Origin of the sequence: Desulfovibrio sp. (genome assembly GCF_041907885.1) — a bacterium.
Taxonomy (GTDB): Bacteria; Desulfobacterota; Desulfovibrionia; order Desulfovibrionales; family Desulfovibrionaceae; genus Desulfovibrio.
In genome coordinates this window covers 127,127-150,311 of record NZ_JAYRGM010000001.1, presented here as the reverse complement: position 1 = coordinate 150,311, position 23,185 = coordinate 127,127, and the positions used below count along the sequence as shown (strand labels likewise).

The window sequence follows — 23,185 nt, the reverse complement described above, 5'->3', positions numbered from 1 at the left end:
TGCAAGGCAGATCTGCCCCAGCGGCAGCCGCATGCGCGGGATAAAAATTTGATGTTTCGGTTTTTCTGCTACTTCAGGGGCGGCGTTTTGCGCCGCCCTTTTTGCACCCATCGCCTTTTCTCAAACCCACACAAGGATAGACATGCGCTCACTGCTGCCCCTATTGCCCAAACCAAGCCGTTATGCGGGCATCGAGGACAACGCCTGCCGTAAAAACCCCGAAGAAGTGCGTTTGCGCGTGGCCCTGGCCTTTCCTGATACCTACGATGTGGGCATGTCCTATCTTGGGCAAAAAATTCTTTACAATATTGTCAACAGCGAGCCGCGCTGGTGGGCAGAGCGCGTCATGGCCCCCGAAAAAGAGGCGGCAGAAATTTTGCGCGCCCACAACACTCCTCTGTCCACGCTGGAATCAGATACGCCGCTCGCCAGCATGCACTGCCTGAGCTTTTCCATCACGCACGAGCTTTGCTACACCAATGTGCTCTACATGCTTGATCTGGCGAGCATACCGCTGCGTATGGAAGACAGGCCGCAGAGCCTCACCGAATGCCCGCTTGTCATTGCGGGCGGCGGTGCGCTGCTCAGCGCCGAACCATTGACCCCCTTTGTGGACATAATGGTTCTTGGCGATGGCGAGGAAAGCCTGCCAGACGTGCTGCGCATGCTTGAAAAAGCGCTGGATGAAGGCTGGACCCGCAGCGAAATGCTGCTGCAATCGCGCACAATTCCCGGTGTGTATGTGCCCTCGCTGTTCCGGCAGGAATACGATGCAGAAGGCAGCCCTGTTTTCCCCCTCAAGCCCCTGCTTGAAGACTATCAGCGCCCCACACGCCGCATTGTGGCCGATATCAACAATGCCGCCTACCCCACGCGGCAGGTTGTTCCTGTGGGTGCGGTACACAACCGCCTTTCGCTCGAAATCGCCCGTGGCTGCACGCGTGGCTGCCGTTTTTGCCACGCGGGCATGGTTTACCGCCCGGTACGCGAGCGCTCGCTCGATAATATCAATGATCTGCTGACCAAATGCCTCAACGAAACAGGTTTTGACGAAATTTCATTTCTCTCGCTGAGCACGGGCGACTTTTCTGCCCTCAAAACCCTGAGCTTTGGCGTGCTTGACCGCTGCGCCCGCGAGCAGATTGGCCTTTCGCTGCCCTCGCTGCGCGTGGGCTCCATTGATGACGAAATCATCGAGCGCATGGCCGACCTGCGCCGCACGGGCGTTACCCTTGCGCCAGAGGCTGGCAGCCAGCGCCTGCGCGATGTCATCAACAAGGGCGTTACAGAAGAAGGCCTGCTGCTGCACGCCCAAAAACTGCTCGAGCACGGCTGGCGGCTGGTCAAACTCTATTTCATGATCGGCCTGCCCACCGAAACGGACGCCGACCTTGAGGCCATTGCCGATATCTGCCGCAAGGTGCGCGATGCCGCAGGCAGGGGCGGCCCCCGCCTTCAGGTAACGGCGGCCCTTTCGCCCTTTGTGCCCAAGCCCTTCACGCCCTTCCAGTGGGTTCCGCAGATCAGCCAGGAAGAAATGCAGCGCCGCGTCAACCTGGTGCGCACGCAGTTCAAGGGACAAAAATTTCTCAAGCTTCGCTGGCACGAACCCGCCATGAGCCACCTTGAAGGCATTCTGTCGCGCGCAGACCGCAGCATGGCCGATGTGCTCGAAAAAGCCTACCGCAAGGGCTCTGTATTCACGAGCTGGATGGAGCATTTTTCGCTGCCGCCGTGGATTGAAGCGCTGGAAGAATGCGGCATCAGTGCCGAGCAGTGTACAGGCCCCCGCGAACCCGGCTCTGCACTGCCCTGGAGCCACCTGGAAGCCGGTATTTCTGAGGAATTTCTGCTCCGCGAACGTGAACGGGCGCTGGAGGAAAAAATTACCGACGACTGCCGCTACGGTGCATGCCGCCAGTGCGGCGCATGCGATACCAAGGTTGCGCCCTCGCGCATGCAGCACGCCTCTGCCCCCACGGCAGGCGACGAGCCGGGTCAGCCACTGCACCGCAACAGGCTTGTTTTGCCCCAGCGCGACCAGATGGCCCATGCCCCCACCCGCGACGAAGAAGGCCGCCTTGTGTGCCGCCCGCAAACCAGCCGCCCGCCCAAAATTACGCCAGAGCTGACCATCAAGGCTGCGCAGTACCGCATATGGCACAGCAAGGCCGGGGGCAGCGCCTACCTGAGCCAGCTTGAACTTCAGGCGGTGCTCGACCGCGCCCTGCGCCGTGCCGCCATGCCGCTGGCCTTTTCGCAGGGTTTCCACCCCATGCCGCTGCTCTCCTTTGGCCGTGCCCTGCCCGTTGGGGTAGAAAGCCGGGCCGAATGGTTTGCCCTCACCCTGCACAAGGATCTGCCCCCGCAAGAGGTGGCAGAGCGCCTTACCCCGCTGCTGCCCCCAGGTATGGACGTGCTGCGCATAGAACCAGTGGAAAAAAGCCGTCGCACCGAGCAGGCCGTTGCAGAGGCCTTTACCCTGCGCATGCCCACGGCAGAAGAAACCGAAGCCGCTGCCCGCTGCTTTGCCGAGTTTGCCGCACTGCCAGAGCGCATGTTTACGCGAGAAACCAAAAAAGGCCCCCGCACTGCCGACATTCGGCTGATGCTTGGCAACTGGTCTGCGCAACACAACGACGACGGGACAGTGGAAGCCGTGACATTTGTGGCAGACTGGGGTAACGGTTATCTCTCTCCCATGCTTTTGTGTATGGCAATTCTTGAAACCCTGGGAGAGCCGGAAGTTCTGCGCCAACGCATAGGCCTGTTCAAAACTGCGCAGATATTTACAGACGGGCAGTCGTATCCAGAGTAGCCAATGCCGCACACCACATCAGCCTGGTTCTTTTTTGGCGATTCGCTGACACAGGGTGTCAACGATGCCCACATGCCGGGTGGCTGGGTGAGCCGTTTGGCGGTGCAGGCACACGAGGCCGGGCTTTGCCCCATACCGCGCGCCACTTTTTACAATCTTGGCGCACGGCGGCACAGCACGGCAAAAATAGCCGCCCGCTGGCGCTCCGAGCTGGAAAACAGGCTCATACCGGGCATGGTTACGCGCCTTGTATTTTGCACCGGCGTGGTTGATATGGCTGCCCCCGGCGGCGGCCAGCCAGCTGATCCGCAACAGGCGGCAACCCTTATGGATCAGCTGCTTGCAGAAGCGGCAATTGTCGCGCCAACCCTGGTCATCAGCCCGCCGCCGATCAAGGATGCCGCAGCAAATGCCCGCATAGGGCAGCTTGGCAAATTGCAGCAGCAACTGTGCGCCAAGCGCGGCATAGCCTTTGCCCAGGTGTATGATTTTTTGGCTGATGCCAATGACTATATGAATGATCTGAGCGACGGGCTGCACCCTGGTTCGCAGGGCTGCGCCCTTATGGCGCAAACGCTTATGGCGCAGGAATGTGTACGCGCCTTCATGCGTGCAGCACAGTAGGAGAACACAATGGGTTCATGTATCCCCTTTATTGACGAACAGCCCTTTGCAGAACGTGTCAAAACTTTGGCAGACGACGAACTGCTTGAAATCTGGGAAGAAACCCAGCAGCTCGAAAGCATGCTTTGCAGCGCTCTGCATACCGATCTGGCCCTTGCGCCCGATTACGAAAAGGTCATTGTGGAAGAGCTGTTTTTGCGATCAAGCCGCCGCGTGAACCAGCCTGCCATGAGCAAGCTGTAAAGCCACACAGCAAAACAGATCAGACAGCCCCCCCAATATGCCTGCTATAGTCTGTGCGGCTTGCCTGCGGGTTTTGGCTGGCTGATTTGGCAGGGGCATATTGGCTGCGGATTTTCATGCCCAACCCCGCCTGCTGATAATTTTTCTCTGAAGGTTTGTTTTTTGCCTGTAGTGCAGAATAACAGACCCTTCTGTGCTTTTGGGCTGTTTTGGCATGCCCCCCCTAATTGCATCTGCCCGGCTGGCCAATCCATTGGCCGGGCTGCCTCCTGATTATCTGGGTGGCAAGCGCAAAGCTGGCATCTGGCCTGCTCTGGCATCTGGCCACCAAGGCGTGTTACCCAGACTGATGCAAACGGCGTAACCAGGAAAGCATGGCACGGGGCATACGCGCACGTACACGCTCCGCCAGCTGGCGCATTTTCCCTCGCCTCTGTCCCTTGCCACCAGCCCTGGGTGCGTCCACGCCTCTCCCAAACAGATTTTGCAGCCCAAACGCAGACAGGCCGGGAACAACCGGCCTGTCTGTTAAATACCCTTCGGCTTACCGTGCTTCAACGCGCCTTTTCCGCAGGCCGTACCGCATCATACGGTCGGGCCTGCTCAGCGCATAAAGCCAGCTTGCGGACGACACCAGAGATTCCTGGCGTCAGCATGCAACTGTCACATGCAACCGCAGGTTTGCCAAAGCTTGTGCGAACCATGGGCTACACGGCCGTCAACATCTCCAGATCGTCGCCAGAAAGCAGCTTATCAAGGTCAAGCATGATAAGCAGGCGATCCTGCAACTTGCCCACGCCGCTGATGTAGTCCGAGTCCACCCCGGCAACCACCGGCGGCGGCGGTTCCACCGTGCTCGCGGGTATGCGCAATACCTCGGAAACGGCATCGACAACAAAACCCACGATAATATTGTTAATTTCAATGACGATAATCCGCGTGTTCTTGTCATGCCCCTTGGGGGCAAGACCAAAGCGCCGACGCAGATCAATGATCGGGATAACCTTGCCGCGCAGATTGATGACGCCTTCCACAAATTCCGGAGCGCGGGGCACCTTGGTAATTTCCATGGTGCGGATGATTTCCTGAACCTTCAGGATGTTCACCCCGAACTCTTCTTCACCGATGCTGAACGTCACCAGTTGCAGAAGTTCGTCTTCCTGTTTTTTTTGACTCAGATCCATGTCTGCTCCCTTGTCGCAAGTAGGCCGCAGTCGTGTGCCCAAAAATCAAACGAGTTGATGCCACAAGGCCACTGGTCTCTTTTGCATCTCAAGCACTGCTGTATGCTCACACATTAGACAATATCGGCAGTACAGTAAAGAACCATAGGGCAGGCTGCAAAAAAGAGCATTATTTTTCATACGCTTCGTTCAGGGCCTGCTCAAGCGTGCGGGCGCTGTACACATCGCGCAGCACCAACGGCTGATTGGCCTCATCGCCAGCAGGAAAAAGCGCAGTAAGCGGAATACTTTTGCTGCCCAGGGCGTCCAGCAAACGCACTGCGTATGCATTGGCATTGGTCAGATCCACGCGCACCAGTTCCATACCGTAACGCGCCTGCAATTTGCGCATACGCTCGTCTGTCAGCACAGTGGCTTCCATAAACTTGCAGTTGGGGCACCAGTTGGCGGTAAATTCAAGCAGCATGGGCTTTTTGCCCAGGGTTGCCTCAAATGCCTCTGGCGAAAACTGCCGCCACTGGGGCAGCGGCGCAACAGGGCGCAGCACCCAGAAAACAGAGGCCACCAGCAGGCCCACGCCAATGACGCTCATGATCTTGCGGCGCAACGGGGGCGCGGTAATGCCGCAATACTGGCCCCACAGCCACGCGCAGAGCGAAAGCACCAGCAGCACGGTCAGCACCTGCATGTGCCGCTCAACCGGCAGCACAGAGAGCAGATACAGCGCCGTACCCATGAGCATAAAGCCCACAATGCGCTCAAAAACATGCATCCATGCGCCGGGCTTGGGCAATATGCGCGCAAAATCTGGCCAGATGCAAAACATTATGTATGGCAGGGCCATGCCAAGCCCCACAGCCCAAAACACCACCATCACAATGATGAGCGGCTGCGTAAAGGCCCAGCCCAGCACGCCGCCAAGCAGCGGCCCACTGCACGGTGTTGCCAGAAATGTGGAAACAAGGCCTGTAAAATACGCTTGCAGACAAGGATTTTTGCTGTTTGCCCCGGTTTTGAGGTCAATAACCGGCAGGCTGAACACGCCAAGCGTGGAAAGCCCCATAAGAAACACAACAAGCAGCATTACCATGAGCACGGCCTGATTCTGGTACAGCTGCCCCCACATGAGGTCTGCAAGCCCCAGCACAAGGGCCAGCGCGCTAAACAGAGTCATTACCCCCGCTGCAAAGCACAGGTTATGCTGCCTGAAGCGTTTTAACCCGGCAGCATCCCGCCCTCCTACCATCAGCAGCCCGCTTACCTTGAAGGTAAGCACCGGCAGCACGCAGGGCATGGCATTGAGCAGCAGACCGGCAAGGATGCCAAACAGCAAGGCCTTGCCCAGCCCGGAAATTTCAAGCGCATCATCCAGAAACCGTGGAGAAAGGCGCACGTCAAAGCCATCTGGGGGCGGCAGCTTGTTTACAATATCATCTGCCCATACGCCATTGGGCTGGGCATTTTCGTTGGCCCATATTTCGTCCGAAATATCGTCGCTGCCGCTCTCTTCCTGAGTGGCGTCCGTGTGCGCAGCAGAGGCCACAATGGGTGGCTGCTGCCGCATTTCATGCCATTGCGCCAGCCAGGGCATTTTGTTTATCGGTGGCGATTCTCGGGGGATAACCCCCGTAAACTGCTCGTTAACAGGCATGCACTTGCGGTTTGAGCACAAGAGCATGCTGATATCGGCCACAAAGGGCTTGCCCGCCGCATCTGCGGGCAGCGTGGCGTAAAAGGCCACATTGCCCTCATAAACGTTTACCGTGGCTGTAGGGTCGTAAAAATCGCGCTGCACCGCCCCCTCAGGATAATGCACGGCCAGTGGGCGGCCACCGTCCACAGAAAGCGCCACCGTGGTGGGCCTGCCCGCCTCGCCCGGTTCATGCCCGTAAGCATGAAACTCGGCAGGAATTACAATGTGCAGTGCGGCAATCAGGCTTTGTCCGTCCACGGCGGTTTCCAGCCGGGGGTGCAGGTCTTCTGCCTGCGCGGTGGCACAAAGAACAACAATGGCAACCAGAGCGGCAATGCCAGCGCAAAGGACGTGCCAGCACCGACCGCCTGCCAGTCGCACAGACAAGAATGCGGATGCAGACAATTGGGCATATTTCAAAGTGATATCTCTTTTTTGCTGTTTTTTTTCAAATTACTTGACAGGGAGGGCCGCTTAAGCGTAAACACCTCTTCACGCAATGCGGGTCATTAGCTCAATTGGTAGAGCAGCTGACTCTTAATCAGTTGGTTCGGGGTTCGAGTCCCTGATGGCCCACCAGAAAATTCAGGTTCGTGGTTCAACCACGAACCTTTTTTTATTGTCGCTTTATGGTTTTCCATGGCGTTCATCTGTCCCAAGACAATATCCGCTCGTCTAGAACAAGTCCAGACTCTACCCTGCCTTCTCCCGATCTTGTGAAATCGGCAACTTTCTGCTTTTTCCAGCAAAGGCCAATGGCAACAGCAGGCCAATTTGAGGCATGGTCAGAAATGGCAGGGCATGAGGGCTGCTCCCGGTCTTGCCACCATCTCTTCTGACCCTGTTCTTGCGCTGTCGCCCTCTGCCCCGAATACAATCCGCAGTTGCCCCTCTGATAGCCGTGCGCGGCAAAATGTTATCCAAGCCTGCCTGCAAAAGAATTATACCACAAACCCCGTGCTGCACGTACTGGCATTTACCGCCGCTACGGAATGCTCACGCGCCTGCCGCATGCCCAAAACAAACCCGCGTGGCCCGCACGGCATACACCGTGCAGGCCACGCGGGCCAAATTTCAATCGTGGTCAGCCCGATGCGCTGCTAGGCGCGTGGGGGCAGATGTTTGGTCTGTTTCTTGAGCCTGTAGCCCACCCACACAAAGGCGATCCAGATGGGGGCAAGCATTACCGCAAGGCTTTCGCCAATGATCACAAGCACGACGAGAACCATGCACATGACCAGCAGGCAAAGATAGTTGGTAAAAGGATACCAGAACGACTTGAAATGGATCAGTTCGCCAGCCCGGTTCATGGCCGCACGAAACTTCAGGTGTGTCAGGCTGATCATGGCCCAGTTGATGACAAGGGCGGCCACCACCAGCGACATGAGCATGCCAAGGGCCTTGCCGGGCATGGCATAGTTGATGATCACGCAGATCAGCGTGGCAAGCGACGAGATCAGCAGGGCGTACACCGGCACGCCACGGGCGCTGACAGTGCCAAGAGCCTTGGGAGCGTTGCCCTGAAGGGCCAGGCCGTACAGCATGCGGCTGTTGCAGTAAACGCAGCCGTTATAAACCGAAAGTGCTGCCGTAAGCACAACAAAATTGAGCACATGGGCAGCAGAAGGAATGCCGATAAGGTCAAAAATCTGCACAAAGGGGCTTGCCACCATGGCCTGGGCCCAATGGCTTTTATCCACAGGAGCGCCAAGCTGGCTCCAGGGGTGCAGGGTCAGCAGCACAAGCAGCGCACCGATGTAAAAAATAAGAATACGGTAGATGATCTGGTTCACAGCCTTGGGAATGGTCACGCGGGGGTTATCGGTCTCTGCCGCCGCAATGCCCACAAGTTCAAGGCCGCCAAACGAAAAGGCCACCACCGCCAGCGCGGTAAACACGCCTTCCCAGCCGTGCGGCAAAAAGCCGCCGTGCGCCCACAGGTTGCTCACCGCCGCATCGGGGCCAGCATGGCCGCTGAACAGCAAAAACGAACCCAGCAGAATCATGGAAACAATGGCAAAAATCTTGATGGAAGCAAACCAGAATTCCAGTTCACCAAACAGGCTCACATGACACAGGTTGACGCCCGTAATCAGCAAAAAGAAAAATGCCGTTGTCTGCCACGGCTCAATGCTGGGAAACCAGTACTGCACGTAAACTGCCACGGCAGACAATTCGGACATGCCCACCAGTACATAAAGAATCCAGTAATTCCAGCCAGAAAGAAGACCAGGAAAATCGCCCCAGTACTTGTGGGCAAGGTTGCTGAAAGAACCGGCAATGGGTTCCTGCGCCATCATTTCGCCAAGCTGACGCATGATCATAAAGGCAATGAAACCGCCAAGGCTATAGCTCAGCAAAACTGCCGGGCCTGCCATCTGAATGGTTCCTGCCGAGCCCAAAAAAAGGCCGGTACCAATGGCACCGCCCAGTGCTATGAGCTGTACATGCCTGTTTTTCAAGGCTCTTTTCAATTCAGGTGTGTTGTTGTTTTTCATTTGCAGCAAATTGGCTGTGGCTACCCCCGCAAGGGTCGCCCTGTTGCATAAAACCCGGTATGCGGCCGGTTTCTCCCATTGCCCTTGCGTTGCGACCACAGGCGCGCAACCCCCCAAGGGCAGACAAAACCTTTTTCTGCCAGCTGTGGTACAGCCAGCATCCCTCAAAAATACAAAACCACACCAGCAGCAAACAGCAGTGCGGCCTCTAGCCGGTATACCCGGCCCAGATGTGAAGTGTAAGGCACAACAAACCCCGATTGCCAAACGCGTTTGAGCGTCAGCAACCGGGGTTTGCTTTAACTATTTAGGCTGTTCGGAACTGCCCGCAGCCGGGGCAGCAGGCGCTGCGGCTGGCGCAGCAGGGGCGGCCTGTTCTGGCACATCCCTGGCATCAATGATCCTCACGCCAAATTCAGCCACACCTTCGGGCGGAGCGTAAAATAGCACCATAAAGGGTACTTCGCCGCCACGCAGCACATTGGTGTTGTTGGTGAGAATCTCCACCTTGTTGTTGAGGAAGGATTCCATTTCCTTCTCACTCAACACCTGAAGCTGAAAAAGTGAAAGCTGCACGCCGCCCAGCTGTTTTTTGACAGCCAGAGGTTTTTTGTCCTTGTCGTAAATGGCCGCCTCAATGGTGATGAGTTCCTTTGGCTGCGGAAACTCGTTAACCACCCGGCCCTCAACCACAAAAACCTTGCCCACTTTTTCGTTATCCACATAGTACTGCCGCACATTACGCATGGTCAGCAGTTCTACCTGTTTTGCAATGTCTTGCTCGCTCTGCTGCTTTGCCGCACCCTTGGAGGTATAATACCACCAGCCGCCGCCCGCGCATGCCAGCACCAGCACAAGAGCCAGCGCAATCTTTACAAGCGGCAGCTTCTTTTTGATGGGCATATCGGGCAGTGGGCCCTGCTCTGCCAGAGGCACCTCGGGCTCATAGGTAAAAACCGTTTTGCACACCGAGCAGCGCAGCTTGACGCCCGGCTTGGCAAGCTGATCTGGCAAATTAAAGCGGCTAGCGCAATTGGGACATTTTATTTCCATGCCTTTACTCCAAAACCTACCGGCTGCCGGAGCCGGGAAAAGCCTATTCGGGAATAACTTCAAACACGCCGGGCAGCATACGGTAATGCTCGGCGTAGTCCAGGCCGTAACCCACAATAAAACCCTGGTTCAGCTTAAAGCCCGCAAAATCAACCTTAACGTCAACTTCACGGCGCTCGTCCTTGTCTACCAGGGCGGCCAGGCGCAGGCTACGTGCCTTGCGCGCGGCAAACTGGCCAAGCAAAAAGCGCATGCTGTGGCCGCTGTCCACAATATCTTCAACAATCAGCACATGCTTGCCGCAAATGTCAATCTCTACATCCTTGCTAAAGATCACATGCTTTGAGCTGGTGGAACCCTTGCCGTAGCTGGAAAGGCGAACAAAATCCAGTTCCAGGTTTTTGTTATGCAAAAACCTGACCAGATCGCTGAAAAACATAAAGCCACCCTTGAGCACGCAAACCGCCACAACCGGTTCGTCGCCGTAAACTGCATTGATCTCGCTGGCCAGCTCCTGGATTCGGGCTGCAATCTGTTCCGGCGTAAACACCGGTTTCAGTTCTTTAACCTTGATATCTTTAGCCTTGGACATGTGCTTCTCCTGCTTCCTGTGCAGCGGAATCCAGTTCAAAATAAACGGCAGTTTCATCGCAGTTGGGATACTTGGCGCAGTGTACGCAATCAGCCCATATTTTTTGCGGCAAAACGCTCTTGTCCACAACCTTGAAACCCAGGCGGTCAAAAAAGGCCTCCTGGTATGTGAGAGCAAACACCTTATTAATGTGCAGGCTCTGGCACTCTGCCAGACAGGCATGCACAAGCTCCCTGCCAGCGCCAGCACGGCGCACGTCTTCACGCACAACAAGCGAGCATATTTCGGCCAGGTCTTCCCACACGGGTGCCAGGGCGCAGCAGCCCACAATTTCGCCTTCTGCGTTCTCGGCAACCATAAAATTGCGCACGTGCCCGTAAAGATGAATAAGGGCACGGGGCAGCAACAGCCCTTTCTGGGCGCATTGCAGCAAAAGCCCATGCATGGACTTTACATCGTCCATGTGGGCCTTGCGCACCACAAGGGTATTTTCCATTATTTCTGTTCCAGCAACTTTTTAAAGACCATTTCGACCATTTCGGCATCAGCCATGCCAGGCTCGGAGAGAATCAGCTGGCCGTCCCTGCTGTAAAAGGCATTGTGCGGGATCTGCGAAATCTTGAACGCCTTGGCGATATCGCGGTCTGCCATAAAGACGGGGTAGGTCATCTTCATTTTTTCCACAAAGGGCGGCACTACCTTGGCGTCTTCATCAAGCGAAAGGCTGATGATAAGAACGTCTTTTTCCGCATACTTTTTGCGCACACTCACAAGCTCTGGAATTTCAACGCGGCACGGAGGGCACCATGTGGCGAAGAAATTGAGCATGATAACCTTGCCCTTGTTCTTGGCCAGCATATCCGTAAGCCCGACCAGATTCAGGCTGGGAACCGACGGGGCCGCCAGTGACGAACACGGCAAGGCAAGACACAGCAATAAGGCCAGGATGACTTTCTTCATAATTTACCCGAAGTTTTTAAGGGTAGAAGCAAGACCACGCAGGGCGCGGCTACACAAACTGCTTGGCGGCCTTTACCGCACCTACGGCGTCAGCGCAATATGCATCTGCGCCAATGGCATCGGCAAAAGCCTGGGTAACAGCCGCCCCACCCACCAAAACCTTGATGGGCAAACCGCGTTCCCTGACAATCTTGATGGTGTCTTCCATACGCACCATGGTGGTGGTCATCAAGGCCGACAGGCCGACAATACGCGCGTTGTGCTTAAGTGCGCAAGCAACAATGGCCTCAGCCGGAACATCCTTGCCCGCATCCACCACATCAAAACCGTGGTTGCCCAAAAGCAGCGAAACAATATTTTTGCCAATGTCGTGAATATCGCCCTCAACCGTGGCCATGACCACCACCGGGCGCTCTTCTGCGCCGCGCGATGCTTCAAGCAGCGGTTTAAGGTGGGCAAAGGCGGTCTGCATGGTTTCGGCGGCACGTATAAGTTGGGGCAAAAAGTATTCGCGCCGCTCATAGCGCGCGCCCACCTCGGTGATGGCGGGAATCAGCTTCTCCTGCACCAGGCTGAAGGGGTCGGCCCCTTTTTCAAGTTCTGCTTCAAGCAGGGGCAACACGTTTTCCTTGTCGCCGCTGAGCACGGCCTCGGCAAGGGTTTTGGCTGCCGCGCTGCCGCCCTGCCGCACCTGCACAGAGCCCTCACCGGGCTTCCAGCCAGAATAGGAGGCAATAAACGAAGACGCGTGCGCATCGTGGTTGCACAAAACCTTGAGTGCGTCTGCCGCTTCGCGCAGGCGCTGCGCAGACGGATTGGCGATACACGAGGTAAGGCCAGCACCCGCCGCCAGCGAAAGAAAGGTGGCGTTGAGCAGCTCGCGGGCGGGCAGACCAAACGAAAGATTTGAAAGCCCAAGAGTGGTGGGCAGGCCGTTGGCCGCGCACCAGCGTGTCATTTCAAGGCACTGCAAGGCACTGTCGGCACTGGAAGAAACCGCAAGCGCCAGAATGTCCACCATCATCAGCCGCCGCGAAATACCCATGGCCTCGGCTTTTTCGATCAGGCTTTCAACGGTGCGGATGCGCTCTGCGGCTTTTTCCGGCAAATGGGCCCCTTGCAGAGGCAGCAGAATAAAGGGCGCGCCAAAATCACGGCACAGGGGGCCAAGTTGTTCCATACGCCCTGCTTCGCCGCTGATGGAATTGACCAGAAACGAACCGGGGCAGTACGGCAGGGCATTGGCTATGGCCGTGGCGTTGGAAGAGTCGAGGGAAAGCGGCATGGGCAGCCGCCCCACAAGGCGCTGAACCAGTTCGGGCAAAAGCTGTGTTTCATCCACAAGGGGCGCGCCCACGTTGACGTCAAGCACGGCAGCGCCCGCGTCCACCTGAGCGTCGGCCAGCTGCATGGCCACGTCAAAAAGCCCGGCCTGAAGCTCCTGGGTAAGCGCTTTTTTGCCTGTGGGATTGATGCGCTCGCCAATGATGGTCAGTGGCTCGCCCACGGCAATGCGCACCATCTGCGAACGGTTGGTCAGGCAGATGCCCCTGCGCGAAACACGGGGCGGCGTGATGTTCTCCACCCCGCGCAAGGCCTGCGCAAGTGCCGCCAGGTGCGCCGGGGTTGTGCCGCAGCAGCCGCCAAGCACCCGTGCGCCCATGTGGGCAAAGGGTGCGGTTTTTTGCGCAAAATCTTCCGGCCCCAGCGGAAACACCGTCACGTTGTCGCGCAGTTCGGGCAGGCCCGCATTGGGCTCGGCCATAACAGGGCATTCACAGGCATTGAGCAGTTCCTGCACCACGGGCAGCATCTGGTCGGGCCCAAGGCTACAGTTGGTGCCCACCACGTCCACGCCCATGTTCTGCATGGTTTCGGCAAAAATGGTGGGGGTAGAGCCGGTGAGGCTCACGCCCTGCTCAAAGGTCATGGAAACCATGATGGGCAGGTCACATTCCTGCCGGGCAGCGGCCACCGCCGCCCGCGCCTCGGCCAGGTCAAACTGGGTTTCTATAAAGATAAGGTCGGCCCCGCCCGCCACAAGCCCGCGAATCTGCAAGGCAAAGGCGGCGATAAGGTCGCGCGGCTCCACCGGCCCCAGGGGCTTGGCAAAGTGCCCGGTGGGGCCCACGTTGCCCGCCACAAATACGGGACGGCCCGCCTGTGCGGCGGCCTCTTTGGCAATTTCAACCATGCGGCGGTTAAACGATAAAACATCCAGACTTTTTGGCAGCTTGTAAATATTGCCGCCAAAGGTACACGAGGTAAGCAGGTCAACGCCTGCGTCCAGGTAGGCCTTGTGGATGCCGCGCAGGGTATCGGGATTCTCCATGCAGAATTCTTCAGGGGTAGCGCCTGCGGGCATGCCCGAGGCCTGAAGCATGGTTCCCATGGCCCCGTCGAGCAAAAGAGGCCTGCCAAGGCCGAGGGCTTGTCTGAATGTCATCGTGATCTCGCTGTGTTCCCAGCACACCTGCCGCTGGCAAAAGAGCACCTTTGCCTTCCGCCTGCATTACCTGTATGATGGGGCTTCGGTTGTTTGCGGCCGCAGGCCCGACAATTTTTACGGGCAGCAACGCGCAAGCCGGAGCCGGGGCTGTACGCCGCCGGAGCCAACAAAATAAGCCGTGCCGTAGAATCTGGGTAGACCCCGGCAGGCCTTTTACTACTGAAAAACATTGAAAAGAACAAATCAAAACTATAGCATCAAACATTGCAGCCGGTTACTGGCCGCGATGGTCAAGCATAAATATCATGAAAAAAGATAGTCCGATAGTTCCCCCAAGCCCGCGCCGCGCCAAAAAGGCGGATGAATCCGAAATTTCCACCCCAGAGGTGGAAATTCTGGATGCCCCCAAAGCGCGCAAACGGCCCGCTTCCGGCACTGGCGGCACGCGTGGCGCTGCCTCTGCCCCGCGTTCACGCTCTGCCGGAAAAAAAACGGCAGATAAGAATATTCTCGATATTGACGGCGCACAGGTCAGGGAAGTGCCCGCAGACTCTGTGGATGACGAGCAGGAAGATGAGGATTCGCTGGTTGACGCCACCTCTGATGACGACATTGACCTTGAAGCAGACGACCACGGCATCGACCCCCTTGTGCTGGACGACGACGCACACGAAGGCCTGCCCGCGCCGTCTACGGCCCGCCTGCCCGCTGTTGGCCCACGCGACAGCCTGCACCTGTATCTGCGCGAGGTGAGCCGCTTTCCGCTGCTCAAACCCGACGAAGAGCACGAGCTGGCCCTGCGCGTGCGCGACCACAATGATGCGGATGCCGCCTTTCGGCTGGTATCGTCGCACCTTCGCCTTGTGGTTCGCATTGCCATGGATTTTCAGCGCCGCTGGATGCAGAACGTGCTTGATCTAGTTCAGGAAGGCAACGTGGGGCTCATGCGCGCGGTCAACAAGTTTGACCCCGACAAGGGCATCAAGTTTTCGTACTACGCCTCGTTCTGGATCAAGGCCTACATTCTCAAGTTCATCATGGACAACTGGCGCATGGTCAAGATAGGCACCACCCAGGTGCAGCGCAAACTGTTCTACAATCTGAACCGCGAACGGCAAAAGCTTATTGTGCAGGGCTTTGACCCCGATGCGGCCATGCTTTCAGAACGCCTGGGCGTGACCGAAGACCAGATCAACGAAATGGACCAGCGGCTGGCATCCACAGACATGTCGCTCAACGTGCCCGTGGGCGAAGACGCTGGCGGCGCAACACGCATGGACTTTTTGCCCGCCCTTGGCCCCGGCATAGAAGACACCCTTGCCAGCGACGAAATCGCCGGGCTCGTGCGCAGCAAGCTCAAGACCATACTGCCCAAACTGAACGAAAAAGAGCTGTACATTCTGCACAACCGCCTGCTCACGGACGAGCCTGTAACCTTGCGTGAGATAGGCGAACGGTATAACGTCACGCGCGAACGCGTTCGCCAGCTGGAGGCGCGGCTGCTGGAAAAAATCCGGCAGCATCTTGCTGTGGATATCAAGGACTTTTCAGACACATGGATACAATCCTGATATGAAACGTAACCACGTTGCGCTGCTGTGCGCCCTGGCCCTTACCGCCGCCACTTCGTTTTCTCTGCTTGGGTGCGGCGGCTGTTCTGGCGCGCGCCATCAGGCTGCCGACAAATCGGATGAACCAGCAGCAGAGTCTGCCGCTCCCGCTGCCACGGCAAAAGCCCAGAAGTTTGATCTCAAGGGTGTGTCGTTGCGTTCGGTGGAGACAGAGCTTTCGCCCAATGCGCTCAATACCTATGCTTTTCTGGTTTTTGCGCAGGCCCTGAACAACGAGGACGAAAACGCCCTTGCCGCAGCATCTTCACTGTTGGCCAAGGCGCACATGCCCATCAATATCTGGCTTGAAGGCGGCGTGTGGCTGCTGAGCCGCAAGTCGCCCCATACTGCCACGGTGATGGAACAGGCGCTCAGCGTCTGGCCGGACGATATTTCGCTCAATCTGCTCTACGCCGAAGCCCTAATGGAAAAGGGCACCCCCGAACAGGGCGTCAAGCTCATGCGCGAATACCTCAAGAAGCATCCCGATTCAGTGGATGCCCGCATGGAGCTGGCCCTGCTGCTGGTCAAAAGCAAGCAGTACCCCGAGGCAGAAAAGCTGCTCAACAGCGTTAGCGGCAAGCAGCGTACCCCTCTTGTGGACTACTACCACGCGCGGGCGCTCATAGGCATGGACAGGCCCAACGAGGCCGTGGCCTTTTTGCAGCGTGCCATCAAGGAAATGCCCGATTTTGTGGAAGCCATGGCCGAACTGGCCTTTATTTATGAGCAAAAGCCAGATCTCAAGGCCGCGCGCGGCATGTACGAAAAACTGCTCAAGCTCAACTTCTCTTCGCAGGATGTGCTGCTGCGCCTCGTAAACATTTCGCTGCGCATGGGCCAGCCCGAAAAGGCGCTCAAGTACATGCAGCAGGGGCCAGACAATACGCCCTTCCGCCTTACTGTTGCCAGTATGTTTATGGAATCACGCCACTTTTTGCAGGCAGAAACCCTGCTCAAGCAGATTGTGGCCCAGGGTGACGCACCCATGGATGTGTATCTGCTGCTGGCAGAGCTGGCCTACGACCAGCGCCGCGACCTTGATCTGGCTTTTTCGTGGCTCGATAAAATTCCCGCCACCAGCAAGGCGGCAGTGCGCGGCGAGCTGCTGCGCGTGCAGCTGCTGACCGAGGCCGGGCGCGATGCCGAGGCGCTTGCTGCGGTGCGCAAGGCCAGTCAGACCAGCCCCGATTCCTCAGAGCTGGTCGAGGTTGAAGTGCGTTTGCTGGCCCGTCAAAAGCAGATGAAGCAGGCGCTTGAAACAGCTCAAAAAGCCGCCAAGCACTGGCCCAACAATGCCGAAGTGTTCTTTTTGCTCGGCTCGTTGCAGGACGAAACCGGCGATAAAAAAGCCGCCTTCAAAACCATGGAACAGCTCATCGCCCTGCACCCCGACAACTATCAGGCCCTCAACTATGTGGGCTATACCCTTGCCGAGGAAAACCGCGATCTCGACCGGGCCATGACCCTGCTTGTGCGTGCCAATGAAATTGCGCCCAACCAGTCCTATATTGTTGATTCGCTTGCCTGGGCCTACTACAAGGCCGGAAAGATTGATGATGCCCTGAAAGAAATCCGCCGCGCCGTCACGCTGGACGAGCACACGGATGCCTCCATATGGGAACACTATGGCGATATCGCCGCTCGGGCTGGTCATAAGGACGAGGCCCGTACCGCCTATCAAAAAGCTATGGAACTCAAACCCGACGATGCGGAAGCATTGCGGCAGCGGCTTTCAAATCTATGAAAAAATTCGTTATCTTCTGTTGCCTGGCGCTGCTCTGCGCGTGCGCCCGTCAGCCCGTGCTGGAAACCTCACCTGAAAACCGTGCGGCCCTTGAACAGCGCTGGCAAAAATTTGCCGCCATTGGTGCTGTTGAAAAGGCAGAGCCCTACCGCCTGCAACTGAGCCTGCGTTTTGGCACAGAGGGTGACACCAGGCGTGTCACGGCTCTGTTCTGGGGCAACAGCCAGCGCCAGTTGCGCCTGGATGTGATGGCCGGCGTGGGTACAACCGTTGCCAAAATTCTTGAAGACGGCCAGCACTTCCTTGTGTACAGCCCAAGCGAGAACAAGGCCTACTTCTATCAGGGGGCAACCAAGCCCCTGCTTCAGGTGGGTGTGCCTGTTCCCTTCAACCTTGTACACCTGGCCGATCTGCTCAACGGCAGATACGCCGCCGTGTTTGGCAAGCAGTTTGAAAAATCTGCCCTCACCACAGACGGCAAGTCCGTGTACGACCTTAACGGTCAGCCCGGCGGCCGCGTGACCATTAACGAGCAGGGCCTGCCCACCGAATGGCAGGAACAGCCCAACGGCAAGGGCTGGAGCATGGAGATTCTGTATTCTGATGATCCCACGCCGCTGCCCCGCCGCCTGAACCTTGCACACAGCAATGGCAAACGCGCCATTGTGCTTATCAAGGAAAGGGAAAAAGTTTCTCAGCCCTTTACAAAAGAGCAGATGGCCTTACCCCTTCCGGAAGCCGCCCCTCTGCTGCCCCTTGCCAAGTTCAAGCAGCAGCAATAGCTTCTGCCCTTTTGCCAAGCCCTTTTTTGGTGCAGACGGCATCAGGGCAGTCTGCCTACAGACACTACGCGGTGCGTTCGGCCAGTCCGGACGCACCGCCCGCAACTTTTCAGGAGCACGTATGCAAACCATCCACATTGCCTCAGACCACGCGGGCTACGCGCTGAAAACACACCTTGTGCAGTTTCTTACCCAAAAGGGTATCAACGTGGTGGACGACGGAACCAACTCCACCGACAGCTGCGACTACCCCGTGCTGGCCCACAAGCTGTGCAGCGCGGTTGAAAATGAACAGGGCATGGGCATTCTTATCTGCGGCACGGGCATAGGCATCTCCATTGCCGCCAACCGCCATGCGGGCATACGCGCTGCCCTGTGCGCCACAGAGCTGCAAGCGCGTCTTTCGCGCCAGCACAACAATGCCAACGTGCTTTGCCTTGGTGCGCGCATTATCGGTGTGGAGCTGGCCCAGGCCATTGTTGATGCTTTTCTGGAAGGTTCGTTTGAGGGCGGCAGGCATCAGCGCCGCATCGACATGATCAATCTTCCCGGCCAGGCCGGGTAAGGGACATACATGCTGATCTACAACACACTGGGCCGCAAAAAGGAAGAATTCGTTCCCGTTCACGCGGGCAAGGCAAACATGTATGTTTGCGGCATCACGGCCTATGATCTTTGCCACATTGGCCACGCCCGCTCGGCCCTTGTTTTTGACGTGCTTTCGCGGCAACTGCGCCACATGGGCCTTGAGGTGCGCTTTGTGCGCAACTTTACCGATGTGGATGACAAGATCATCAACCGCGCCAACAAGGAAGGCCGCGACTGGCGCGAGGTGGCCCAAACCTATATTACCGCCTTCCATGAAGACATGGACCGCCTTGGCGTGCTGCGGGCGGATGAAGAACCACGCGCCACCGATTATATTCCGCAGATTCAGGCCATCTGCTCAACCCTTATCGAGTCGGGCAAGGCCTACCCCACGCCATCGGGCGACGTGTATTTTCGTGTGCGGGCCTACGAGCCCTATGGCAAACTTTCTGGCCGCAGCCTCGACGACCTGCTTTCGGGTGCGCGCGTGGCCCCCGGTGAAGAAAAGGAAGACCCCCTCGATTTCGCCCTGTGGAAGGCCGCCAAACCCGGCGAACCTTTCTGGGAAAGCCCCTGGGGCAAGGGGCGCCCCGGCTGGCACATCGAGTGCTCGGCCATGAGCCAGCCCTATCTGCCGCTGGATATCCACGGCGGCGGGCAGGATCTTGTTTTTCCACACCACGAAAACGAAATTGCCCAGTCAGAAGCCGCCTGCGCCTGTTCGCTGGCCCGCTACTGGGTACACAACGGCTTTGTGCAGGTAAATGCCGAAAAGATGTCCAAATCACTGGGCAACTTCAAGACCATACGCGATATTCTTGAAAACTATCTGCCTGAAACCCTGCGCTTTTTCCTGCTGGGCAAGCACTACCGCAGCCCCATCGACTTTACCGCCGACAGCATGGACGAAGCGGAAAAAGCCCAGCACCGCGTGTACACGGCCCTGCACGAGGCCCAAAAGGCCCTTGCCCGCGACAAGTGGAAAAAGACCCCCCTGCCCCCGGAAATGGCCGAGGAATGGGCTGCCCTGCCCAAGGCTTTTGATGCCGCTCTTGAAGACGACATCAATACCGCCCAGGCACTGGGCCAGGTTTTTGCCCAGGTGCGCCTTGTGAACCGCCTGCTTGAAGACAAGGGCCTGCGCGCTGGCGAAGCCGGTCGCGATCTGTTGCAGGATTTTCTTGCCCGTGCGCAGGAGTGGAACAAACGCCTTGGCCTCTTTGGCCTGCCCCCGCAGGCTTTTCTGGCCGATCTGCGCAGCCAGCGTGCCCGCCGTGCAAATATTGACGTTGCCCGTGTGGAAGAGCTCATGCTTGCCCGGCAGGAAGCCCGCGTCAGCAAAGACTTTGCCCGCTCGGATTCACTGCGTCAGGAGATTGCCGACCTGGGCGTAAGCGTGCGCGATACCCCCGAAGGTCAGGTTTGGGATCTGGAGTAAACCGTGGCCCGCGTCGGTCTTCGGCGCGGGCTTTTTTTACTGCGGCCCAGTGAGGATGACATGTTGCACCGTATTGCCGTGCGCCGGGTTCTGGCGCTGTTGGTCATGCTGTCGTTTCTGGCAGCCCAGCTTGTGGCAGTGCCTGCCCAGGCCTTCTTTTTCGGCGGTGTCACCATCAAGGACGAAAAGGAGATGGGCCACAAGTTTGACGTAATGGTTCGCTCAAATATGGGGATTGTTGAAGACCCGGAAGTGAGCCTGTACGTCAACCAGATCGTGGAACGCCTTGTTAAAACCCTTCCGCCGCAGCCGTTCAATTTCAAGGCGGCTGTTATTCTGCACAATTCGCTCAACGCCTTTGCCGTGCCCGGTGGCTACGTTTACGTGTTCACCGGCCTGATCATGAATCTGGATAAAGAGGAAGACCTGGCAGGCGTACTGGCTCACGAGCTTGCGCACGTAACCCAGCACCACGTGGCCTCGCGCCTTGAGCGCGCCCAGTTTGTGACCATTGGTTCACTGCTGCTGGCCATTGCGGGTGTTGCGGTGGGCGGTTCCAGCGGCGGCGCGCTTGCAGTGGGCGCACTGGGTGCCGGGCAGTCGGCCATGCTCAACTACAGCCGCATTGACGAAACAGAGGCCGACCAGATAGGCCTGCAATACCTTGTTGCAGCGGGCTACCCGCCCCAGGGCATGGTGGACGGCTTCAAGGTGCTGCGCCAGAAAAGCTGGATGAGCGGCACCAACGTGCCCACCTACCTTTCCACCCACCCCGCCATTGGCGACCGCATCAACGGGCTACAGGCCCGCATCCAGGGCATGGGCAAGGCCGTACAGGGCCGCACACAGGACAACAAACGCTTTACGCGTGTCAAAACCCTTTTGTGGGCCCGCTATGGCGACGAGCAGGCCGCACAGCAGCGCTTTGCGGGCAAGGACGGCCTTTCGTGCATGGGGCGCGGCATTGTGCTGGCCAGAATCAACCGCGTCAACGAGGCCAACAAGGCCTTTGACGATGCCCTTGCCGCCTCGCCCAACGATCCCCTCATACTGCGCGAGGCCGGAGCCTTCCACTATCGCAAGGGCGACATGAGCCGCGCCGATGGCTTGCTGCGTCAGGCCATGCGCCTTGATCCACGCGATTACATGGCATCATTTTTTTACGCGCGCATGCTCGATGAAACCGGCAGGCAGGCGCAAGCCGCTCAGTATTATAAAGAAGTGCTGCGCTATGTGCCCGAAGACGCAGAAGTTCACGAAGCCTATGCCCGCTCTCTGGGCAAGGCTGGCGACTCTGCCGGGGCCTACATTCACATGGCGTACAGCGCACTGTATTCCAACAATAAAAAACAGGCCGAGCGCTATTTTAACCAGGCCAAGGCCTTGTCTGGCAAGGCAGCCAACCCGCGCGATTTTCAGCGGCTTGAGGCGGCCTATAAAGAGCGCAAGGAAATATGGGATAAAAACTGATGATGGAAACACACGCCACAACCATACTGGCAGTCAGAAAAAATGGCCGCGTGGCCATTGCTGGCGACGGACAGGTAACCCTGGGCCAGAGCATGATCATGAAGCACGGCGCGCAAAAGGTGCGGCGCTTGCATGAGGGCAAGATTCTGGCGGGTTTTGCCGGTGCCACTGCCGATGCCTTTACCCTGTTTGAACTTTTTGAGGCCAAACTCAAGGAACTGCGCGGCAACATGGTGCGCGCCGCCGTTGAAATGACCAAGGATTGGCGCAAGGACAAATATCTGCGCAAGCTTGAGGCCATGCTGCTGCTGGCCGACACGGAACACATTCTTATGCTCTCTGGCACGGGCGACGTGATTGAGCCCGACGACGAAGTTGCGGCCATTGGCAGCGGTGGGCCCTACGCCCTTGCTGCGGCGCGCGCCCTGGTGCGGCACACCGATATGGATGCAGAAGCCATTGCCCGCGAGGCCATGCGCATTGCTGCCGAAATATGCGTGTTCACCAACGGCAACCTGACGGTTGAAACCCTGTAATCATCAATCAGGTATAAGCCCATGAGCGTAGTTGTTGCTGGCTGCAAGGTGAATCTTGGTCTGCGCATTACAGGCATACGGGATAACGGCTACCACGAACTCGATTCGCTTTTCTGGCCCCTGCCCCGCCCCTGCGACCGGCTGCACATCAGCGAAACCGGCACAAGCGGCATTGTGGTGCGCTGCGACACGCCGGGCATTGACCTTGAGCACAACACCCTCACCAGGGCCTACGCGGCCCTTGCCGGGCGCGTGCCAGATCTGCCGGGCATTGAGGTGCGGCTAGTCAAGGGCATCCCCACAGGGGCCGGGCTTGGCGGCGGCAGCAGCGATGCTGCGGCCCTGCTGCAATGGCTCAACAAAAAACTGCCAGACCCGCTCAGTGAACAGGAACTGGCAGCAGTTGCCCTTGCTGTTGGTGCAGATACTCCCTTTTTTCTCAAAAACGCGCCCTGCCGCGTGCGGGGTATTGGCGAAATAATTGAGCCATGTGGGCCTGATGCGCTTGCGGGAATGCACCTTGTTCTGGTATGTCCTGATATTCATGCTTCAACCCCGCAGGCATATGCTGATTATGACGCCGCCGTACAGGCTTCAAACACTATTCCTGGGCAAAATTGCTTGACAAAGCCTGAAAGCAAGGCTAATGGAACTTTTCTCTCCGGGGTGCGGATTGATCTGGACATGCACAACGACCTTGAGGCCGTTGTGTTTGCACGCCATCCGCAGCTTGCAGAAATCAAGGCGAACTTGCTGCGCCTTGGAGCAGGAGCCGTGGCCATGAGTGGTAGCGGTTCGAGCATTGTGGCGCTTTTTGCACGCGAATTTCATGTGGAATCGCAGGCAGTGGCAGCCATGCTGCAAGGAGAGAACAGGCGCGTTTACGCGCATGTGCTGTAA

General features: G+C 57.7%; 19 protein-coding genes and 1 tRNA gene. 12 read left to right on the top strand and 8 right to left on the bottom strand.

What is annotated here, in order from left to right; genetic code table 11:
* Positions 1–142 precede the first annotated feature (142 nt).
* From ACE3NW_RS00615 to ACE3NW_RS00605, 3 genes are read left to right on the top strand one after another with little or no spacing between them, the layout of a single operon-like run.
* On the top strand, positions 143–2,818 hold the full coding sequence (locus ACE3NW_RS00615) for a TIGR03960 family B12-binding radical SAM protein (protein WP_374279440.1): 2,676 nt from the start codon (positions 143–145) through the stop codon (positions 2,816–2,818).
* 3 nt (positions 2,819–2,821) lie between these two features.
* Complete coding sequence (locus ACE3NW_RS00610) at positions 2,822–3,442, top strand: GDSL-type esterase/lipase family protein (protein WP_374279439.1); 621 nt, start codon at positions 2,822–2,824, stop codon at positions 3,440–3,442.
* Positions 3,443–3,451: 9 nt separating this feature from the next.
* A complete protein-coding gene (locus tag ACE3NW_RS00605; protein ID WP_374279438.1) occupies positions 3,452–3,685 on the top strand; it encodes a hypothetical protein in 234 nt (77 codons plus the stop codon).
* Between the two features lie 707 nt (positions 3,686–4,392).
* Here the strand turns inward: ACE3NW_RS00605 and ACE3NW_RS00600 are convergent.
* Together ACE3NW_RS00600 and ACE3NW_RS00595 are read right to left on the bottom strand one after the other, a co-directional pair.
* Positions 4,393–4,869, bottom strand: coding sequence for a chemotaxis protein CheW (locus ACE3NW_RS00600; protein ID WP_374279437.1), 477 nt, complete (start codon positions 4,867–4,869; stop codon positions 4,393–4,395).
* 169 nt (positions 4,870–5,038) lie between these two features.
* Complete coding sequence (locus ACE3NW_RS00595) at positions 5,039–6,943, bottom strand: cytochrome c biogenesis protein CcdA (protein ID WP_374279618.1); 1,905 nt, start codon at positions 6,941–6,943, stop codon at positions 5,039–5,041.
* A 122-nt stretch (positions 6,944–7,065) separates the two neighbouring features.
* On the opposite strand from ACE3NW_RS00595, the gene ACE3NW_RS00590 reads away from it, so the two are divergent.
* Positions 7,066–7,141, top strand: a tRNA-Lys gene (locus ACE3NW_RS00590).
* Positions 7,142–7,662: 521 nt separating this feature from the next.
* On the opposite strand, the gene ACE3NW_RS00585 is transcribed toward ACE3NW_RS00590, so the two are convergent.
* The 6 genes from ACE3NW_RS00585 to ACE3NW_RS00560 form a co-directional block, all read right to left on the bottom strand.
* Positions 7,663–9,024, bottom strand: coding sequence for an amino acid permease (locus ACE3NW_RS00585; RefSeq protein WP_374279436.1), 1,362 nt, complete (start codon positions 9,022–9,024; stop codon positions 7,663–7,665).
* A 339-nt stretch (positions 9,025–9,363) separates the two neighbouring features.
* Entirely contained in the window at positions 9,364–10,113 is a 750-nt protein-coding gene (locus ACE3NW_RS00580) for a zinc-ribbon and DUF3426 domain-containing protein (RefSeq protein ID WP_374279435.1), read from the bottom strand.
* Between the two features lie 43 nt (positions 10,114–10,156).
* On the bottom strand, positions 10,157–10,705 hold the full coding sequence (gene hpt, locus ACE3NW_RS00575; RefSeq protein ID WP_374279434.1) for a hypoxanthine phosphoribosyltransferase: 549 nt from the start codon (positions 10,703–10,705) through the stop codon (positions 10,157–10,159).
* A complete protein-coding gene (locus ACE3NW_RS00570) occupies positions 10,692–11,201 on the bottom strand; it encodes an N-acetyltransferase (protein WP_374279433.1) in 510 nt (169 codons plus the stop codon). Before ACE3NW_RS00570 ends, hpt begins: the two co-directional genes overlap by 14 nt.
* A complete protein-coding gene (locus ACE3NW_RS00565; protein ID WP_374279432.1) occupies positions 11,201–11,665 on the bottom strand; it encodes a TlpA family protein disulfide reductase in 465 nt (154 codons plus the stop codon). The genes ACE3NW_RS00570 and ACE3NW_RS00565 overlap by 1 nt, the downstream gene beginning before the upstream one ends.
* Before the next feature lie 49 nt (positions 11,666–11,714).
* Positions 11,715–14,111, bottom strand: a complete 2,397-nt coding sequence (locus ACE3NW_RS00560) for a homocysteine S-methyltransferase family protein (protein ID WP_374279431.1) — start codon at positions 14,109–14,111, stop codon at positions 11,715–11,717.
* A gap of 308 nt (positions 14,112–14,419) precedes the next feature.
* Here ACE3NW_RS00560 and ACE3NW_RS00555 point away from each other — a divergent pair, with 308 nt between their 5' ends.
* The 8 genes from ACE3NW_RS00555 to ispE all read left to right on the top strand — a co-directional run bounded on the left by ACE3NW_RS00555 (position 14,420) and on the right by ispE (position 23,185).
* Entirely contained in the window at positions 14,420–15,685 is a 1,266-nt protein-coding gene (locus ACE3NW_RS00555; RefSeq protein WP_374279430.1) for an RNA polymerase factor sigma-32, read from the top strand.
* 1 nt (position 15,686) lies between these two features.
* Positions 15,687–17,471 (top strand): tetratricopeptide repeat protein, encoded by a 1,785-nt coding sequence (locus ACE3NW_RS00550; RefSeq protein ID WP_374279429.1) that lies wholly within the window; start codon positions 15,687–15,689, stop codon positions 17,469–17,471.
* Complete coding sequence (locus ACE3NW_RS00545) at positions 17,468–18,253, top strand: hypothetical protein (protein WP_374279428.1); 786 nt, start codon at positions 17,468–17,470, stop codon at positions 18,251–18,253. Before ACE3NW_RS00550 ends, ACE3NW_RS00545 begins: the two co-directional genes overlap by 4 nt.
* A gap of 121 nt (positions 18,254–18,374) precedes the next feature.
* Positions 18,375–18,818: a ribose 5-phosphate isomerase B gene (gene rpiB, locus ACE3NW_RS00540; RefSeq protein WP_374279427.1), complete on the top strand. Its 444-nt coding sequence runs from the start codon at positions 18,375–18,377 to the stop codon at positions 18,816–18,818.
* Positions 18,819–18,827: 9 nt separating this feature from the next.
* Entirely contained in the window at positions 18,828–20,279 is a 1,452-nt protein-coding gene (gene cysS, locus ACE3NW_RS00535; RefSeq protein WP_374279426.1) for a cysteine--tRNA ligase, read from the top strand.
* A gap of 60 nt (positions 20,280–20,339) precedes the next feature.
* On the top strand, positions 20,340–21,749 hold the full coding sequence (locus tag ACE3NW_RS00530; RefSeq protein WP_374279425.1) for a M48 family metalloprotease: 1,410 nt from the start codon (positions 20,340–20,342) through the stop codon (positions 21,747–21,749).
* 2 nt (positions 21,750–21,751) lie between these two features.
* The gene (hslV, locus tag ACE3NW_RS00525; RefSeq protein ID WP_374279616.1) at positions 21,752–22,285 is read left to right on the top strand and encodes an ATP-dependent protease subunit HslV; all 534 of its coding nucleotides are present in this window, start codon (positions 21,752–21,754) and stop codon (positions 22,283–22,285) included.
* 21 nt (positions 22,286–22,306) lie between these two features.
* Entirely contained in the window at positions 22,307–23,185 is an 879-nt protein-coding gene (ispE, locus tag ACE3NW_RS00520; RefSeq protein WP_374279424.1) for a 4-(cytidine 5'-diphospho)-2-C-methyl-D-erythritol kinase, read from the top strand.

Bases quoted from the DNA above. Each gene is read 5' to 3' on its own strand.
- ACE3NW_RS00615 (WP_374279440.1), top strand. From the start codon at position 143: ATGCGCTCACTGCTGCCCCTATTGCCCAAACCAAGCCGTTATGCGGGC.
- ACE3NW_RS00610 (WP_374279439.1), top strand. From the start codon at position 2,822: ATGCCGCACACCACATCAGCCTGGTTCTTTTTTGGCGATTCGCTGACA.
- ACE3NW_RS00605 (WP_374279438.1), top strand. From the start codon at position 3,452: ATGGGTTCATGTATCCCCTTTATTGACGAACAGCCCTTTGCAGAACGT.
- ACE3NW_RS00600 (WP_374279437.1), bottom strand. From the start codon at position 4,869: ATGGATCTGAGTCAAAAAAAACAGGAAGACGAACTTCTGCAACTGGTG.
- ACE3NW_RS00580 (WP_374279435.1), bottom strand. From the start codon at position 10,113: ATGGAAATAAAATGTCCCAATTGCGCTAGCCGCTTTAATTTGCCAGAT.
- hpt (WP_374279434.1), bottom strand. From the start codon at position 10,705: ATGTCCAAGGCTAAAGATATCAAGGTTAAAGAACTGAAACCGGTGTTT.
- ACE3NW_RS00570 (WP_374279433.1), bottom strand. From the start codon at position 11,201: ATGGAAAATACCCTTGTGGTGCGCAAGGCCCACATGGACGATGTAAAG.
- ACE3NW_RS00565 (WP_374279432.1), bottom strand. From the start codon at position 11,665: ATGAAGAAAGTCATCCTGGCCTTATTGCTGTGTCTTGCCTTGCCGTGT.
- ACE3NW_RS00560 (WP_374279431.1), bottom strand. From the start codon at position 14,111: ATGACATTCAGACAAGCCCTCGGCCTTGGCAGGCCTCTTTTGCTCGAC.
- ACE3NW_RS00555 (WP_374279430.1), top strand. From the start codon at position 14,420: ATGAAAAAAGATAGTCCGATAGTTCCCCCAAGCCCGCGCCGCGCCAAA.
- ACE3NW_RS00550 (WP_374279429.1), top strand. From the start codon at position 15,687: ATGAAACGTAACCACGTTGCGCTGCTGTGCGCCCTGGCCCTTACCGCC.
- ACE3NW_RS00545 (WP_374279428.1), top strand. From the start codon at position 17,468: ATGAAAAAATTCGTTATCTTCTGTTGCCTGGCGCTGCTCTGCGCGTGC.
- rpiB (WP_374279427.1), top strand. From the start codon at position 18,375: ATGCAAACCATCCACATTGCCTCAGACCACGCGGGCTACGCGCTGAAA.
- cysS (WP_374279426.1), top strand. From the start codon at position 18,828: ATGCTGATCTACAACACACTGGGCCGCAAAAAGGAAGAATTCGTTCCC.
- ACE3NW_RS00530 (WP_374279425.1), top strand. From the start codon at position 20,340: ATGTTGCACCGTATTGCCGTGCGCCGGGTTCTGGCGCTGTTGGTCATG.
- hslV (WP_374279616.1), top strand. From the start codon at position 21,752: ATGGAAACACACGCCACAACCATACTGGCAGTCAGAAAAAATGGCCGC.
- ispE (WP_374279424.1), top strand. From the start codon at position 22,307: ATGAGCGTAGTTGTTGCTGGCTGCAAGGTGAATCTTGGTCTGCGCATT.